Origin of the sequence: Brevundimonas sp. Leaf280, from assembly GCF_001422455.1 — a bacterium.
Lineage (GTDB): Bacteria > Pseudomonadota > Alphaproteobacteria > Caulobacterales > Caulobacteraceae > Brevundimonas.
In genome coordinates, this window is the sequence record NZ_LMNC01000001.1 from 306,089 (window position 1) to 322,555 (window position 16,467).

The 16,467-nt window shown below is 63.4% G+C and carries 18 protein-coding genes; 8 read left to right on the forward strand and 10 right to left on the reverse strand.

Annotation, left to right across the window (positions count from 1 at the left end; genetic code table 11):
* Positions 1-44: 44 nt before the first annotated feature.
* Positions 45-542, reverse strand: coding sequence for a GAF domain-containing protein (locus tag ASF31_RS01485; RefSeq protein WP_055753342.1), 498 nt, complete (start codon positions 540-542; stop codon positions 45-47).
* 143 nt (positions 543-685) lie between these two features.
* On the opposite strand from ASF31_RS01485, the gene ASF31_RS01490 reads away from it, so the two are divergent.
* Positions 686-1,183 (forward strand): hypothetical protein, encoded by a 498-nt coding sequence (locus ASF31_RS01490; protein ID WP_156355817.1) that lies wholly within the window; start codon positions 686-688, stop codon positions 1,181-1,183.
* A gap of 22 nt (positions 1,184-1,205) precedes the next feature.
* Here ASF31_RS01490 and ASF31_RS01495 read toward each other — a convergent pair whose 3' ends face one another.
* A complete protein-coding gene (locus ASF31_RS01495) occupies positions 1,206-2,813 on the reverse strand; it encodes an ATP-binding protein (protein ID WP_082464952.1) in 1,608 nt (535 codons plus the stop codon).
* A gap of 193 nt (positions 2,814-3,006) precedes the next feature.
* Between ASF31_RS01495 and ASF31_RS01500 the strand changes: the two genes are divergently transcribed.
* The 3 genes from ASF31_RS01500 to ASF31_RS01510 all read left to right on the forward strand — a co-directional run bounded on the left by ASF31_RS01500 (position 3,007) and on the right by ASF31_RS01510 (position 5,453).
* Positions 3,007-3,465 (forward strand): MarR family winged helix-turn-helix transcriptional regulator, encoded by a 459-nt coding sequence (locus tag ASF31_RS01500; RefSeq protein ID WP_055752987.1) that lies wholly within the window; start codon positions 3,007-3,009, stop codon positions 3,463-3,465.
* Positions 3,466-3,579: 114 nt separating this feature from the next.
* Positions 3,580-5,190: a globin-coupled sensor protein gene (locus tag ASF31_RS01505; protein ID WP_055752988.1), complete on the forward strand. Its 1,611-nt coding sequence runs from the start codon at positions 3,580-3,582 to the stop codon at positions 5,188-5,190.
* Between the two features lie 2 nt (positions 5,191-5,192).
* On the forward strand, positions 5,193-5,453 hold the full coding sequence (locus ASF31_RS01510) for a hypothetical protein (protein ID WP_137722168.1): 261 nt from the start codon (positions 5,193-5,195) through the stop codon (positions 5,451-5,453).
* 197 nt (positions 5,454-5,650) lie between these two features.
* On the opposite strand, the gene ASF31_RS01515 is transcribed toward ASF31_RS01510, so the two are convergent.
* The 4 genes from ASF31_RS01515 to ASF31_RS01530 are packed head-to-tail and all read right to left on the reverse strand — an operon-like array spanning position 5,651 to position 8,043.
* Positions 5,651-6,112 (reverse strand): DoxX family protein, encoded by a 462-nt coding sequence (locus ASF31_RS01515; protein WP_082464954.1) that lies wholly within the window; start codon positions 6,110-6,112, stop codon positions 5,651-5,653.
* Positions 6,109-6,867, reverse strand: a complete 759-nt coding sequence (locus tag ASF31_RS01520; RefSeq protein WP_162233927.1) for a DNA-binding domain-containing protein — start codon at positions 6,865-6,867, stop codon at positions 6,109-6,111. Before ASF31_RS01520 ends, ASF31_RS01515 begins: the two co-directional genes overlap by 4 nt.
* A gap of 7 nt (positions 6,868-6,874) precedes the next feature.
* Positions 6,875-7,738, reverse strand: a complete 864-nt coding sequence (locus tag ASF31_RS01525) for a DUF692 domain-containing protein (protein ID WP_055752991.1) — start codon at positions 7,736-7,738, stop codon at positions 6,875-6,877.
* A 14-nt stretch (positions 7,739-7,752) separates the two neighbouring features.
* Positions 7,753-8,043: a DUF2282 domain-containing protein gene (locus ASF31_RS01530; RefSeq protein ID WP_055752992.1), complete on the reverse strand. Its 291-nt coding sequence runs from the start codon at positions 8,041-8,043 to the stop codon at positions 7,753-7,755.
* 164 nt (positions 8,044-8,207) lie between these two features.
* On the opposite strand from ASF31_RS01530, the gene ASF31_RS01535 reads away from it, so the two are divergent.
* Positions 8,208-8,768 carry a sigma-70 family RNA polymerase sigma factor gene (locus ASF31_RS01535; protein WP_055752993.1) on the forward strand — a complete coding sequence of 187 codons (561 nt, stop codon included), beginning with the start codon at positions 8,208-8,210 and terminating at the stop codon, positions 8,766-8,768.
* A complete protein-coding gene (locus ASF31_RS01540; protein ID WP_055752994.1) occupies positions 8,758-9,399 on the forward strand; it encodes an NrsF family protein in 642 nt (213 codons plus the stop codon). The genes ASF31_RS01535 and ASF31_RS01540 overlap by 11 nt, the downstream gene beginning before the upstream one ends.
* A 630-nt stretch (positions 9,400-10,029) precedes the next feature.
* Here ASF31_RS01540 and ASF31_RS01545 read toward each other — a convergent pair.
* The 3 genes from ASF31_RS01545 to ASF31_RS01555 form a co-directional block, all read right to left on the reverse strand.
* Entirely contained in the window at positions 10,030-10,272 is a 243-nt protein-coding gene (locus ASF31_RS01545; RefSeq protein ID WP_055752995.1) for an acid shock protein, read from the reverse strand.
* 94 nt (positions 10,273-10,366) lie between these two features.
* On the reverse strand, positions 10,367-10,591 hold the full coding sequence (locus ASF31_RS01550; RefSeq protein WP_055752996.1) for a hypothetical protein: 225 nt from the start codon (positions 10,589-10,591) through the stop codon (positions 10,367-10,369).
* A 16-nt stretch (positions 10,592-10,607) separates the two neighbouring features.
* Positions 10,608-10,910: a hypothetical protein gene (locus ASF31_RS01555; RefSeq protein WP_055752997.1), complete on the reverse strand. Its 303-nt coding sequence runs from the start codon at positions 10,908-10,910 to the stop codon at positions 10,608-10,610.
* 188 nt (positions 10,911-11,098) lie between these two features.
* On the opposite strand from ASF31_RS01555, the gene ASF31_RS01560 reads away from it, so the two are divergent.
* Together ASF31_RS01560 and ASF31_RS14870 are read left to right on the forward strand one after the other, a co-directional pair.
* Positions 11,099-11,377, forward strand: a complete 279-nt coding sequence (locus tag ASF31_RS01560) for a hypothetical protein (RefSeq protein WP_055753344.1) — start codon at positions 11,099-11,101, stop codon at positions 11,375-11,377.
* Positions 11,378-11,933: 556 nt separating this feature from the next.
* Positions 11,934-14,654: a calcium-binding protein gene (locus ASF31_RS14870; protein WP_055752998.1), complete on the forward strand. Its 2,721-nt coding sequence runs from the start codon at positions 11,934-11,936 to the stop codon at positions 14,652-14,654.
* A 330-nt stretch (positions 14,655-14,984) separates the two neighbouring features.
* Here ASF31_RS14870 and ASF31_RS01570 read toward each other — a convergent pair whose 3' ends face one another.
* Positions 14,985-16,376 (reverse strand): hypothetical protein, encoded by a 1,392-nt coding sequence (locus tag ASF31_RS01570; protein WP_156355818.1) that lies wholly within the window; start codon positions 16,374-16,376, stop codon positions 14,985-14,987.
* Between the last annotated feature and the right edge of the window lie 91 nt (positions 16,377-16,467).

The window sequence follows — 16,467 nt, forward strand, 5'->3', positions numbered from 1 at the left end:
CCGGGGACCATAGAGCCGGCTGCGGCCGGATCAACCGGCCCCGATCAAGCGTCGGCGAACACCTTCGCCATCAACCGCTCGAGCGCTTCCTGATCGTCCGTATCAAAGGCGGCCGGCGTCGTCGCATCCACGTCGAACACCGCGATCAGGGCGCCCGAAGCGTCGCGCACGGGCACCACGATCTCGCTGGCCGAACGGCTGTCGCAGGCGATATGGCCGGGGAAGGCGTGCACGTCCTCGACCAACTGCGTCTGGCCGGTCGCTGCGGCCGCGCCGCACACCCCGCGCCCGAACGCGATGCGCAGGCACCCCAGCGTCCCCTGGTAAGGCCCGACCACCAGTTCGTCCGCCTTGTCCGGCGCCACGACATAGAAGCCGGTCCAGAAATAGTGCTCGAACGCATCGGCCAGCATCGACGCCACCGTCGCCATTCGCGCCGTCACATTCGGCTCGCCGTCCAGCACGGCCAGGACTTCCGCCTCGACCTCCAGATAGCGCGCCGCCTTGTCGGCGGGACGATCATTGCGGGCGACATAGGCCATGAGGGAAACTCCGGAGCGGGACAGGCTGGCGATATAGGCGAGCGGCCGGCCGAAGGGGAGGGGGCCGTCATTCGCCGCCGCCTGGCCGGGAACGCTTCCATACGCCCCCGTGTTGGCGCTGGGAGACAACGACGGAGGCTCGCGTGACATCCACCCCTTCACGATCGCTCAGCTTGATCGCCGCCCTGATGCTGTCGGCCGCCGCAGCCGCCTGTGGTCAGGACGCCGGCGCGCCTCGGCCAGCTGACACGACGCAGACCTCCGCGCCATCCGCGCCAGAGCCGACAGCACCGCCCCCGGAACCGGCCAAGAACGGCGCCGGCTCCGCCACCTCGTCGTCAGAACCCACGACGCCAGCGGCGTCACGCAAGTCCTGTTATCTCTCTGTCGACGGCAAGGTTCTGCTCGATGAGCCGTGCCTCGTCTATCCGTTCGGCGACGGCGGCTACACGATGAACGCCTGGTCCGAGGGCAAGCCCAAGAACTCCCATTTCGCCGTCGTCGTCCTGATGGCCGACGGCTCGGCCGACGCCACCTGGAACGCCGACCCCGACGACGACAAGGCCGGCGACCGCCTTGGAACGGTCCGCCTGGACGGCGACTGCTGGATCAACGATCGCGCGCGCATCTGCGTGCGGTGACCCTCGTTTCGAAGCCCCGCTTTCATATCCAGTGACAGCGGGCGGCGTTGTTGAGGAGGCGGGCGGATTCGAAGATCAGGTGATCGGCGGACAGCGGCTTGGGGATGACGACGTCCGCGCCGGCGCGCGAGGCCAGATCGCGATGGTTGGACGAGGCGTTGGCCGTCAGCATGGCGATCGGGAGCCTGTTAACCTCGCGCTGCTGTTCGCCTATGCGGATGCTGCGGATGGCCTCAACGCCGTCCATGACCGGCATCTGCATGTCCATCATAATCAGGTCGTAGGCGTGCGCCGACCACAGATCGACGGCTTCCTGGCCGTTTTCGGCGACATCGATCTGACAGCCGAAGCCGCTGAGGAGCGCCTGGACGACCTGCTGGTTGACGAGATTGTCCTCCGCCAAGAGAATCCGCGCGCCATAGAGTCGATCCAGCGCCTCCTCATGGCTCTCGCTTTCGCGGATGATTTCGCCGCTGGGATCCATCGGCAGGTCGAGAACGAAGAGCGTTCCCCGACCGGGCTTTGAACGCACCCTGAGGCCGCCGCTCATCAGCTCCGCCAGACGACGACTGATGGAGAGGCCAAGGCCCGTGCCGCCGAACCGCCGCGAGATGGAATCGTCGGCCTGGCTGAACGGCGAGAACAGCAGTTTGGCCGTCGATCGATCAAAGCCCATGCCGGTATCTGCGACGCGGATGCGAAGACGCCCGGACGGCGTCGAGTAGCGCGCATCGACCAGCACCTGGCCGACCGCAGTGAACTTGATGGCGTTGGAGACCAGGTTCAGCACGATCTGACGCAGGCGGGCCCCGTCGCCCATGAGAAGGGCTGGAAGACCGTCGAACCGGGAGATCAGCTCAAGTCCCTTTTCGCTGGCCAGCGGCCGCATCAGATCGACCGCGCCGGAGATGGTGTCGGACGGCGCAAAGGGTTCGTTGACCAGATTCATCTCGCCGGCCTGGATTTTGGACAGGTCCAGCACATCGTCCAGGATGCGCCTCAACGTCTCGCCGGACTTGATGATCAGATCGACTTTCTGACGCGCATCGTCGGGCAGGTCGGCGCCTGACAGGGACTGCGCCAGGCCCAGGACGCCGTTCAACGGCGTGCGAACCTCATGGCTCATGGTCGCGAGGAAGGTGTCGCGCAGCGCCGCGGCGCGTTCGGCGACCAGCCGCGCTTCCGAAAGGGCCTCCAGAGCCAGCACATGCTCGGTCACCTCGAAACGGATGGCCGTGTAGGACGCCGGACCCTCGGGACCGCTGAGCGCCGGCACGATGGTCGTATCGACCCAATAGAGGCTGCCGTCCTTGCGACGGTTCCGCAACGTGCCGGTCCAAACCTTGCCGCTGCGGATCGTGCGATACAGATCCTGAAAGAAAGCCTTGGAATGCAGGCCGGAGTTCACGATCCGGTGGGTCGAGCCGATCAACTCTTCTCGGCTGTAACCGCTGACTGCGACGAACTTCTCGTTGCAGTCGGTGATGACCCCATGTCGATCGGTCGTCACCAGGATGGCGGCGACTTCGAGCGCTCTTCGAAGTTCAGCATCGAGCGCGCCTCCCGTGCTTATCCCCAGCGATCGGGTCGCTGTCAAAGGGTGGGCGGGATGTATTCTGACCGACGCCATCGGCTCTTTCCGGTTGTTGCCTCACCCACTCTGTTCCCAAAGGCTTGCGCGGCAATCTAGGATTGCGCCGGTATGAAATGATTTCCTTCTGGATGCGCTGTTAGAGGTTCGGTAGCCCTAAGGGTTGACCTTCGTCTATCTTGCAGGTTGCGGCCAATCCTGTCACACCGGACCTATGGGTGTTCGGGGGACGATGGACGAGTTCACCGTGCGGGAGTTCGATGATCCCGCCATGGCGCTGTATGCGCTCGACACCGCCTTGCTTGAGCTTGATCGCCAGCTTGATCGCGTCCTGCGCGCCGATGGTCAAAGCAATGCCGCCGTCCGCGCCTTGAGCCTGATCGCCGGCGAGGGCCGTCGCGGCGTCAAACAATGCGCTCTGGGATCGACGCTTCAGGCGCCGCCGGCCTCGCTATCGCGGCTGGTCGATCATTTGGTTCGCGCTGACCTGGTCAAGCGTTCGCCCCATCCAAACGACCGGCGGGTCACCATGCTGGAAATCACCGAGGCAGGCCGCGCCGTTCTGGACGATCGGCGGTCGCAATACGGTCGTCTGGCCGGCCTTTTGACCAGCGAGGGTCTGAAGACCGCCGCCCAGCTGATCCCGCTGCTGCAGGCCATGGCGAAGGACGTCGGTCACGCCGCGACCTGACGTCAGACCGGCGCAAACAATGCTTCCGCTGTGAAACAGTCTACAGGCTGAAGGGACTTCAACCGGCTTTTAGATCGAACCTCGTCCAACTGACCGCCATGCAAGGGGGCCGTCATGTCGGACGCAATGAATCTGGATCAAAGACTTCGCTTCTTGAAGCTGGACAAGGCCGCAAGGTCTCGGCTCGCCGACGCCAGACCCGTCATCGAGGCGGCGCTTCAGCCCAGTCTTGAAGCCTTTTACGCCCAGGTTCGCGCGACGCCTGACGTGGCCCGCTTCTTCGGCGTGGAGAGCCAGATCGCGGGGGCCAAGGACGCCCAGGCGCGACACTGGGGCCTGATCGCCTCGGGCGCCTTTGATCCGGCCTATGTCGAGGGCGTGCGCCGCATCGGCCAGACCCACGCCCGGATCGGCCTGGAGCCGCGCTGGTATATCGGCGGCTACGCCCTGGTCCTGGAAGGGCTGATCGAGGCGATCGTCACATCCCATGCCAAGACGCGGTCGCTGTTTTCGAAGCGCGACGACGGCAAGGCTCTGTCCGCGACGCTGGCCAGCGTCGTGAAGGCCGCCATGCTCGACATGGATTTCGTCATTTCGCTGTATCTGGAAGCCGCCGAGACCAAGCGCCTGGAGGCGGACCAGAAGCGCGCAGAGGCCGAGGCCGAACAGACGCGGGTGGTGGAGGATACGGCGGGGGCTCTGGCGGCTCTGGCGCAGGGCGACCTGCGCACCCGCATCGCGTCCGACTTCACCGGCGGCTATGCGCGCCTGAAGACCGACTTCAACACCGCCATGCAGCGCCTTGACGACGCCATGGCCGAGATCGCCGGCAATACGGGCGCCATGCAGCTGGGCGCCGCCGAAATCAGCGAAGCCGCCGACGACCTGTCGCGGCGCACCGAGCATCAGGCGGCCACGCTGGAGGAAACGGCGGCCGCGCTGGACGAGATCACCGCCACGGTGAAGCGGGCGGCCGAAGGCGCCAGTCGCGCCGCCGCGGTCGTGGAAACCTCGCGTCAATCCGCCGAGCAGTCGCGCGAGGTGGTCAGCCGCGCCGTCGAAGCCATGACCGCGATCGAACAGTCGTCGTCGCAGATCAACCAGATCATCGGCGTCATCGACGAAATCGCCTTCCAGACGAACCTTCTGGCCCTGAACGCGGGCGTCGAGGCCGCGCGCGCGGGCGACGCGGGGCGAGGGTTCGCCGTGGTGGCCTCCGAGGTTCGGGCCCTGGCGCAGCGCTCAGCCGAGGCGGCCAAGGAGATCAAGTCGCTGATCACCACCTCGTCCGTCCAGGTGAAGTCCGGCGTCACCCTGGTCGCGGAAACGGGCGAGGCCCTGTCGTCCATCGTCAAGCGCGTGGCCGAAATCGACGAGCTGATGAACGAGATCACGGCGTCGACGCGGGAGCAGTCGACAGCGCTGGAAGAGGTCAACACCGCCGTCAACCAGATGGACCAGGTGACCCAGCAGAACGCCGCCATGGTCGAACAGTCGACGGCGGCCAGCCACAGCCTGACCTCTGAAAGCCGTCAGCTGTCGGATCTGGTCCAGCGTTTCAGCCTGACGCGCGAAACCGCGCTAAGCAGCCGAGCCCTCGCCGCGCCGGCGCCGCGCAAGCCGAGCGCGCCCCGGCCTACGCGTCCGGCCGCGCTGCGATCCTCCGGCTCGGCCGCGCTGGCCGTCGTGGAGGAGGCGGACACGGCCGGCTGGGAGGAGTTCTGACAATGAGCCAAGGAAGCGCAAGCTACCGGATGACCCTCGCCTGCGGGCGGCTTTTGATGCTCGACGAGATCAACGCGCTGACGTCGCGCTGGAACGAAGCCCTGGCCGCCAGCCAGACCGACGAACAGACCTTCCAGACCATATCCAACGCCTGGCGCGACATGGGCGCCTTCATCAGCCGCGCCGTCTTTCAGAACGCCGCCGACGTCCGCCGACTATCGCTGGAACACCGCTGCCAAAGCGCCGGAAACGACAATGGCTGAAGCGATTGCTCAGACCGCGTTCTGACGACCCGGTGCGCCGGGGCCACTTAAGAGTGGCCCAACCGCCAGGTGAAAAGCACGTAATCTTTCCGGCTGCTGATTAATGCAGCCTGTGATGGCGCCTCCGTTTGTTCTGGATTTGCGTTGACGGCACGCAGATAGGGACGCCGGAAAGCAGACTGAACAAGCTCGGCGGATCAGCTTCGTCGGCCCAGCCAGTGATCGAAACCAATCGGCCCGGCGCCGAACCTGATGATGTAGAGCAGCACCGTCGCCCAGAGCAGGTGGGTCGGCCAACCGAGGGGATAGACGAAAACCTCGATCACTATGGTCATGCCCAGAAGCGCGAGCGCGGCGAAGCGCGCGCCGAGGCCGAGCACCAGCAGGATCGGGAACAAATGTTCCGAATAGGTCGCCAGGTGGGCGGCGATATCGCTGGGGATCAGAGGCAGTCGGTATTCCTCGGCGAACAGAGCATAGGTGCTGTCTGTGATGGTCAGCAGGCCCTCCACCTTTGTCCGGCCGGAAAGAAAAAAGATCGCCGCGATTGATACGCGTGCGATCAGGCTGAGCACCGGCAGGGGGATCGCGGCCTGGGCCAGGCGTGGGAGGGCCGCCAAGAAGGGGCTCGGCGACGATGCGGCGGTCAGTTCGGTCATTGTGGCGCTCCGGTATCGATGCGGGTGAAGGCGCCGCTCAGAAGCAGATCTCTGAACAGCTCGGACAGATTGGCTGCGGGATCGGCGGCGAGGGCGGCGAGGGCCGCCGCTCCGACAGTGCGGTCGTGACGACAGGCGTCAAGGAAGGCGAACTGGGGCCGGTTCAGCCGATGGGTCTGGACCTCCATTTCCGGACGCACGATCAACAGGCCCTCAGGGGACTGGTCCCACAGCATGTCTTCCGAAGGCATAGCCAGACGATTGGCCAGCCAGATCGATGGCGCGGTCCAGTCGAACCAGAAGACTTGCGCAGACGGATGCAGGACCGCGCTGCCGGCGTTGAGAGCAGTGTGCGACAGGGCGGCGACCGTCCCAAGGCGCAGGGTCGGTGCGTCAGCGGCGCGGTGCGCGCGGCTCCATGCGCGATCAAGACGGGCGACAGGCGGCAGAAACGGAAGTTCAAACGCGGGCGGAAACGTCGCCAGCCACTCCGGGAAGCCCTCGCCATAGGCATCGAGAACCGGGGAGGAGGGAGGCGCGCTGTCGGCGTAGATCAGAGCGGCGTCGCGAAACCAGTCCGGACCGACCAACCGTTCGACAGTCGGATAGAGACCCGCCAGGGCGTCGGCACGCCCCTTGGCCACCGTGTTTCGATAAACCGCCAGTCCGGGCGCATTTGGGTCCGCCAGCCACGGTGTGAGCATGGAGCCTTGCCCCTGTAAGGCCAGGGAGAAGCTCGCATGAAATGACAGCATCGGATCGTCAGGCGGCGCACTGGACATGGCAGGCCTCCATTATAGCGACGGCTTGATCGCGTTCGGCGATCAACTCGGCGAAGTCGGGGATGTTGTCGTCGCGCTCGATCAGCGTGGGACGCGGCCCGATCCGCATGAGTGTCGCGGCATAGAGGGACCAGACGGCGTCGCTGACCGGCGCGTCGTGGGTATCGATCAACAGCGCCTCTGCGTGGGCGGGATCGGGCGCAAAGCCGGCCAGATGAATCTCGCCGATAAGATCGGCCGGAACGGCCGCCAGATAGTCCGACGGGTCTGCGCCCAGATTGTTGGCGCTGATGTGCACATTGTTCAGATCGAGCAGCAGGCCACAGCCTGTCGCGGCGGCCAGTTCGACCAGGAAGTCAACCTCCCCCATCTCGTGGCCTTTCAGGTCAAGGTAGAGGGACGGATTCTCGATCAGCAGGCGTCGGCCCAGTGCGTCCTGCGCGCGCCCGACGTTGTCGCTGACCCGCTTCAACATCTGTCGGGTGCGCGGAAACGGGAGCAGATCAGGATGATAGACGCCGCCGCCCCGCGACCAGGCCAGATGCTCGGACATCAGAAACGGCTCGAACCGGTCAGCGAGCGTCTTGAGCCGCGCCAGATGCTCCGGGTCCGGCGCCTCGTCTCCGCCGAGCGACAACCCGACACCATGAAGGGACAGAGACTTTTCTCGGCGGATGGCCTCCAGCCATTTCAAGCGAGGGCCGCCATCGATCATATAGTTCTCGGGATGGACCTCGAACCACAGACCGGCCGCCGGAGACGCCAGAGCCTCGTCGTAATGGCGGGCTTTGAGGCCCAGTCCCACGGTGGGGACAGGCGTCGTGGCGATCGATCCATGGTTCATCGGTCCAGCCCCGATCAGCGCGAGACGGGCGTCAGCGAGCCGTTGCCGCGCGGGGTGCGGATGCTCATGCAGGTGCCGGCGGGCGTGTGCTTCCAGGCGTTACCCTGATAGTCGCGCACCGAGGTGCCGGCGCAGGTCGTGCCGGGGCCGGCGGCGCAGTCGTTCTTGCCGGCCAGAGCGATGCCGTAGCATTTCTCCATGGCGGCCGGCTTGGTCTCGGCGTTCCTGGTCGATTGGGCGTGGGCCATGCCGGCGCCGGCGGTCAGGGCGACAAGGGTTGCGGCGGCGATCTTTGTGCGGGTCATGCAAGAGGTCCTTCTCGAAAAGCACGGCCGTTCGTGGCCGCTGAATCCGCCTTTCGCCGACGGCCCGCCGCGCGTTACATTTTCGAGCCAACTATTTTTAGTGCATCATTTTGCGAGACGCCGTGTAACCGTCGCAGTCTCCTCAGCGTAGGTCGCAGTCGCACGTGCTTGACCGGGAATCACAACTCAAAGCCTCGATGCTCAAAGGCCTGGACGGTGACGCGCAGGCTTGGCGCGTGCTGCTGTCGGACCTGGCCGCGCACCTGCGGCCTTTTTTCAAACGCCGTCTTTTCAACGGAGAAAGCGACGCGGAGGACCTCGTGCAAGAGACCCTGATCGCCATTCACGCCAAACGCGCCACATGGGATCGCAACCAGTCGTTCACGGCCTGGGCCTTCACGATCGCCCGCCACAAGCTGATCGACCACCTGCGCCGTCAGGGCCGACGCCTCACCGAGTCGCTGGACGACGCAAGCGTGCTGCTGGCCGAGCACACGGTTGAGGACGGGGTCATGCGACGCGATTTGACCCGCGCCCTGTCGATCCTCCCGGCGCGACAGCGCGCCCTGATCCATGATGTGAAAGTCACCGGGCTGAGCGTGGCCGAGGCGGCCGAGCGTCACGGCTATTCCGTCGCCGCCGCCAAGGTCAGCATCCATCGCAGCTTCAAGGCTTTGACCGCGCGCTTTGCGGCTGGAGCAGCAGGGTCCAACGATGAAGACTGACGACCTGATCACCAGCCTGGCGCTGGACTTGCCGCCGACGTCCCGAAGCGAAGTCGACCGTCGTGTGCTGCTGTTCATGCTGCCGGCGGCGGGCGTCGCGCTTGCTGGTGTGGTTTGGTGGCTGGGATTGCGACCGGATCTGGTGTCGGCCGTCGCCGGGCCGACCTTCTGGGCCAAGGCGGCTTACACGGCCTCCCTGTGCGTCGCCGGCTTCTGGCTTCTGGATCGACTGGGGCGGCCGGGCGCTTCGCCGCGCCGTCCCGCAATCCTGCTAGCCGCCATTTTGGCCGTCGCTGCAGGATGGGCTGTCGTGGAGTTGCTGGGCGCTGCGCCTGACGCGCGGATGGACATGGTGATGGGGCGCTCCGCCAGGGTCTGTCCGACGAACATACTGTCGCTCGGCGCTCTGGCGGCGCCGTTCATCTTCTTCGCCGCGAGTCGATTCGCCCCTGTGAAGCCCGCTTCCGCCGGCGCCGCCGCCGGTCTTCTGACCGCAGGGCTGGCCGCGACCGTCTATGGCCTGCATTGCCCTGAGCAAACGGCCGCCTTTGTGGCGGTCTGGTACACCTTGGGCATGGGCCTCGTCGCGGTCCTGGGCGCTGCTCTGGGTCGTTTCACCTTCCGCTGGTGAGTGTGCATGCGACACTGCCGTTAAGCGGTCTTGAGCCGCTGAGTGGCCCTGACAAACTAGTGCTCGCGCCGCCTGCTTACCGATGAGAGCTGAGGCGCTTCAGTAGTAAGCTGAGTCGACAAGTCAAATCACCCGCCTGGGCGAGATGAGTTCGGCACCATCAGATGTGAAATGCAGGCTATCGCAGCGAGGCATCGTCAGCCGTTCATCCGTGAAACTGGAAACCCGTGATCTGGCCCAGGGCCTACAGCCCGCAGCGGCCACAAGAGATGGCCCAATGATTGATATGCCGCCGCCTGTATCAAGCACCAAGGTCCCCGTCTGACCGCCGATCTCCGCCGATACGGTCCGTAGGCCGAAGTAGTCTCCCAAGGCCAACACTTGAGGCTGGCTCAGCCCTTGCCGGCCTCGCTGGATATGAGAACTGCCGCTAATGTCGCGACCACGCCTTCTCCCCGTCTCCAATGCTGACGCTAGATGCTCGCTGGATCGGGCTTGAGTGACAAATCGGCATCTGGCAGCAGGTGTTGCGGCGGCCGCGGCGCCTGCAGGCGGCGCAAGAGACGAAAGACCGCCACCTCGTAGGATGACGGCCTCAACGCTTAGCCATCTAACAATGGCCGCAGCCTGTCAGGGGCACATGAAGTAGTAGTCGTAGTGGGTGTTGTCGAAGTTCGTCGTGTCGCCGAAATTCACATCCGGGCTATTGCAGAACACTTGGGTATTGCCGACGTTTTGGCCGTTCCGAAAATAGGTGATTATCAGCCATGGGCGCTCGGCGGCCTGAGCCTGGGTCGGAGCGAGTGTGGCCGCGCCAACGGCGGAAGAGCTCAGCATTGCAGCCGCTAGAGCGAGATGGACCAGCTTCTTCATGATGGTGTTCCTATCGAAAGATCCGCCGCAGTAACGCGGTCGGAGATCAAGGTTTGCATAGTCTCGATCCTTGCAGGCCGACGTATTTGGAAACTCAACCTTCCTCAGGCGGGCAGGCCATTACGCCGATCTGCCAGCGCTGGAGGCAATTGTAGAATTGAGGATCGTTCTCGTAGATGAATTCCTCCGTGCCACAGTAGACAGCACCATCAGCGTAGGGACAGTAGTTGCCGGGCGCGGCCTGTGCGCCGGTTGTGGCGATGGCGGCCGCGCAGAAGGCGGCGGCGGCGATGGTTGTGCGAATGGTCTTCGTGATCATGTCAGCTCTCCACCTTTCAGAAATATTCGGTGCCGTTGGCAGTGCACCAGCCGACGTGCTCCTGGCTGTAGAATGTGGTCTGCTGGCCGTAGGTGTACTGGCTGCTTCCCGCCCAGATCGGGCTGCCCCAGCCGCCGTAACAGACGCCTTGGTTGCGGCCGACCTCCTCGGTTTTCGAGGCGTCGCTGTAGTAAACGACATCGTGCAGGGCGACCCGATCGCCAGGGCCGGATATTTGCGCGGATGGCGCCGTCGTGGTCAGGGCGGCGATCGCCACTGAACCGGCGGCGATGAAGGACAGGCGTAGCGGGTTCTTCATCACATACTCCATTTCTCCAAAAGCGGGGGCTACCTCATACCGGCACCTAGGAGTTGTGATGTCAATGCGACGATTCCCCTGTGACGCTTACAATCATGGTTTATGACACGCCTGTGAGTTGATTCCGATCAGCCCTGCGGCGCTCCTAGAACAGCACGCGATAGGGCGTGCACATGGGAGTGAACACGATGAAAATCCGCGTCAAAGCCCTGCTGGTCGGCGCCGCGTTAATCGCTGCAGCCGGCGTGACTACGGCCTCAGCTCAGGCCGACCTGACGGCCTACAGCTACGTCTATTACGCCGACGCTGCAAAGACCGCATACCTTGGCGAAGTCTCCGATCGTGGATGTGGCGGCTGGGGCAGCAACGTCTATGTTCTGAGGGCCAACGTGCCGTCGCCCTACTATGATGCGACGCCGATCTATGTCTGCACTGGCAGCGGCCCCATGCTGCCAAACGACTTCTGAAAGCAGTTCGCCCTCGAAAGGCCGCCCCGGTTCCCCGGGGCGGCCGTCGGTATCTCAACCTGCGGGCGTTACACAGTCTTGATAGACTTGAGGATCGTCACACGTCCAATAGCCGCCAAAGTCCGTAGTGGTGAAGAAACAGCCGCTCCTGAGCAGACAGCCTTCATCAGTGGCGCTCGCCATAGTTGGCGCTACCAGAGAAGACCCGACAAGAGCCAGCGAGGCAACTACAGTCCTAAGCGTCTTAGTCATCGCATTTCTCCAAGGGAGCTGATCTCCCAATAGACAATGCGTCACGAGATTGTAGAGCTAGCAATCACCAATCGTCATTAATGGCTGCGACATTCCGTCGGTGGCTCCACAATGGGCCGTCGACATGCCAGCTTCTCGCGATGCGCAACCTGTATCGCCAGCGCTCCGGTCCCCAGGCCATCATGGACATGACGAACGCCATGCGCTCGACGGTCGGAAGACCTGTCGAATAACCAAATGTGCTGGACGATCTACCGGCGCGTGTGCCAATCCGAGCGCCAGAAAGATTTTGGGTTGAGGAACTATGCCGGTCATCACTGGAACGACGGGAAGCGACACACTGATCGGGACAGCCGAAGTCGATGAAATCTACGGCCTGGACGGCGATGATGTCATTGATGGCGGCTTTGGTGCAGACCGCCTTTACGGTGGAAGCGGGAACGACATCTTCCGCTTCACGTCGGTCTCGTTCACGTTCCCCACGCCGCCTACGGGTACGATTGATGGCGGCGATGGTGTCGACGAAATCGACGCGCGTTCGATCTCGCCAACCAGCGTTTTGATCCTCGCCGCTGACAATCGTCAGTTTCGCTCTGGAAACCAGTACTTCAACTTCACCAGCATCGAGACGATCAGGCTAGGCTTTGGGGCTGACTCGATCGACGTGCTTTCCGGCGGCTCCGGGATCTCGATCTACGCGGGCGGCGGTGACGACCGCGTCATGATGGAGGCGGACGCTTCTGTGTACGGCGAGGACGGTGACGACAGCTTTTTCCTGTCTGGATCATTCGGCGGAGCGGCGCGAACGGGCCGCGCGGATGGAGGTTCTGGCACCGATCTGCTGAGGACCAACATCGCATTCACAGTTGATCTGGCTGCGGGTACAGCGATAGCGGGGACCTCGACGTTTACGATCTCCAACTTCGAGAACGTCGCCGCCAGTGTGTCCTCTGGATATGATGCGACTGTCCGAGGAGATGACCGGGACAATGTCCTGACGGCCGAGAGCAGCTTCGGTCAAGCAGGGCGTGCTTTCTTAGAGGGGCGAGGCGGCAACGATACACTTATCGGCAATACCGCCGCCGATGTTCTCTCCGGTGGCGACGGCAACGACCGGCTCGACGGTGGCGATGGGGCTGACCTCCTGAACGGAGACGCTGGAAACGATATCCTGATCGGCGGCGCCGGAGCGGACGTGTTACGGGGTGGAGACGGTTTCGATCTGGCCCAATATCAAAACGGCGTCGCAGGCGGGTATCTGATCGTTGATCTTCTTGACGTTTCGCAGAACACTGGCGAGGCGGCCGGCGACACTTACGACTCTATCGAAGGCGTTATCGGGTCGGTCGGAGACGACATCATCCGCGGCGCCTTGGGCGCCGATTTCCTGAGCGGTAAGGAAGGCAACGACGTCTTCCTCGGCCGCGGCGGCGGCGACACATTCGACGGTGGCGCAGGCTTAGACACGGTCTGGTACGATCAGGCGGCGGTCGTCGACCTCCAGACGCCGTCGAGCAATTCAGGCGCGGCGGCGGGTGACGGTTTCACCTCAATCGAACGTATCGTCGCGTCAGATGGTGACGACATCATTCGCGGCACATCCGGAAGGGACTACTTTGTAGGCCGTGGCGGCAACGATGTGTTTCTCGGACGCGGAGGGGGAGACGTCATCGACGGTGGCGCCGGCATCGACACCGTTTGGTATGAGAGCAGCGCCATCGTGGATCTGCTGAACTCATCGACCAATGGCGGAGCGGCAACCGGCGAAATCTATGCGAGCATCGAGCGCGTCGTTGGCTCCAACAGGGATGACGTCATGCGTGGAACAACCGGAACTGACTATTTTGTCGGTCGTGGTGGCGACGACGTGTTCCAGGGGCGCGGCGGTGGCGACTTCATCGAGGGCGGTGATGGCCTCGACACCATCTGGTTTGACGACGCGGCCATCGTCGATCTTGCCGGACTGACGGCCAATGGCGGCGCCGCGAGCGGAGACACCTACAGTTCTATCGAACGCGTCGTTGGATCCAATGGGTCGGATGTCGTGCGCGGAACGGCTGGCACAGACTATTTCCTGGGCCGCGATGGCGACGACGTCTTCCTGGGGCGTGGCGGCGGCGACATCATCGATGGCGGTGCTGGCATTGATACAGTCTGGTACGACGAAGGCGTCGCCGGCGGCACGCTCCTGATCGATCTGCTGTCCTTTGGCCGAAACACAGGGACAGCGGCCGGTGATCAATACACGTCGATCGAACGTGTCGTTTCGTCCAACTCCAACGATTACATCCTCGGAACCAACAATCGCGATTACGTTCTGACGCGTGATGGCGATGATGTCGTCGAGGGTCGTGGCGGCGATGACGTCATCGACACGGGTTCAGGCAATGATCGGATCGCCGGCGGGCAGGGCGTCGACATTCTGACCGGCGGGCTAGGACGCGACTCCTTTGTCTATTTCGCGGCGCCGGAGGGCGGTGATTTCATCACCGATTTTGAGTCCGGAAACGATCAGTTTGAGCTGCACGGGCTTAACCTGACCGGCGACGCCTGGTTTGTCGCCGGTACGACAGCGACGGCTGCCCAGGCGCAAGTGATCTGGGATTCCAGCACGAACCGCTTGCTTTACGACGCCGACGGCACGGGCGCCGGTCAGGCGGTCGTCTTGGCCACTTTGCAGAGCGGCGCGAAGGTGGTCGCGGGGGATATTTCGCGCGTTCAGACCAGCGGGGCGGCTGACTTCGAAGACACCTACAGCATGAAGAGCTGGGATGGTCCTCAGACTTTGCCGACTGACCTGATCAGGCACGCGTCTGACGATGGTTTCGTACTTCCAGACCATGATATCACAATGCTGCCAACGCCATTTGAAGCCGCCACCCCAACCGAAGGCGTGCGCCTTCTACTGGACACATGGACGCCTTCCAACAGCGCGCGTCTGACCGGACTTGTGGACGCAAGTGATCTCGCGTTTTCGGTCTTCGAAGACACGTCCCACCTGAGGCATGACTACTGGTCGCTGTGACGAGCCTGTACTTGTATGGTTTTTGGTTTCGGCCCGCCCTTTTGAAAGGGCGGGCTTCTCCAAGCTTTCCAAATATTATGGTGACACCGCCGGCCGGATGACCTCATTGTCACCCCATGAGTTTCTTTGTCACTTTTCTGATTAGCGCTGACAGCTTGTTGAAGCTGCTTACGCACCGTGAGCGCATTCTTTAGCCCAGTCGCGTCGGAGTATTGGGCTGGCCTCGACACCTATCCATCGACCCTGTTTGATGCGATCCGCTGGACCTTGCCGGCGCCTGCACCACAGAGCGTGGGGCGATGTCGCGCGCGGATCCCACGGCCTCACGGCTCAGACGCTCACGAACGAGCCGGTGACAGCCACGCCAGTCTGCGGCGTCAGCGGAACGATCTTGTAACGCAACGAGGTCGCCCGACCCGAGAGCCGAAGCTGCCCGGTGAACATTTGAGGGCGGGCCGTGAGATTGACCCTGATCACCGAGGAGGCAATCTCGCGGCCGTCGGCATCGAGTTCAGCAAGCGCGATGGCCGCCTGACCGGTCCCGCCCGGCGCCCAAAGTAGTGAACCGAACGACAAACGCGTGTCACCTGCGCGCGCAGTAAAATCTTGGCTCAGGGCGGCCAATCCCGATTCCGATGGAGCGGAGATGACAGCCGTGCAGTTGCCGTTGCCCGACCAGGGGGGCACGTCCAGCCAAGTCAGGCGCAGGTCCCGCGACATGGTCCAGGGCGAGGCGCTGCATTCGCCATCCGGCAGCGACGGCAGGTAGCCATTCCGAAGCCGGTTGGCCCCTGTGTAGAGCGGATCGACAGGCCACGTCGGCGCCCGAGCATCGACTGGCGACCGACCGTCAGGATCCCACGGCGTCGCCAGCGGCATGATCACCGACCAGTCGTGGCAATCCGCCATGTAGAATGGCTTGCCGTGCAGTGTGAGATCATGAGGACCTGTGGGGCATTGAAGCCGAACGACTTCGGATGTCTCGCCTGTGCCCTGACGCCAGGCTTCCCATCGCGTGACACCGTATTCGCGGGTGAAATAGTTGAACTCCGCCGATGCATGACCGGGCGCGAAGTGGGCGACCCGCAGCGTGTCGAGTACCTTGCCGCTCTCATATCGATGCTGCGGATCATGGGACCACTCAACCGTCGAAGCGACGGCGTTTATCTGTCCGCGGCACGTCGCGGCATTTTGGGTTGGCGAGGGCTTTGCGCCCGGCGTGAATGCTTGCTGCCCGCTTGGAAAAAGTAGCCAGCCGGCGGCGCGGCAGTCGCCGGTCCACCAAGGTTGCCATCCGCCGCCCTGGTCGAAGGTGCCGCGAAAATACACGTTCTCTCGATCAGCCCCGAGGATGTTGTAGCCGCCGTTCTCAGGGTTGAAGTGCACCATGTTCGGAAACAGCGGATTGGTCGACAGGTCAGAGACATAGAAATAGGTCTGCACCCCCCGCGAAATCCCATTCACGTCAGCGATTGGATAGGAGTCGCTGATCTGCCCTTCGGTGAAATCGACCTTATGATAGGGAAGCGGCTCGCCAACCTGCAGCTTCCTTCGCGATCCGGGGCAGGCCACGGGATCTGCCGGCAACGGACGACCATTGGCGTCCACGCATACCATCTGCACAAGATAATCGGCGGCATCGACTGGCGGCGGGGGACTGGCCTCTCCCGGCGCGCAGCTTGCGGCGAGGCATGCAGCAGCGAGCGCCAGAACTCTCATCATCGTTTCCGCCTGTGTTCGTTTTCTCGATCTTTGAGACTCTATCGTGGCCGCATTGCGAACAGCGAAGGTGTCCGGTTTGACGGTTGAGGCT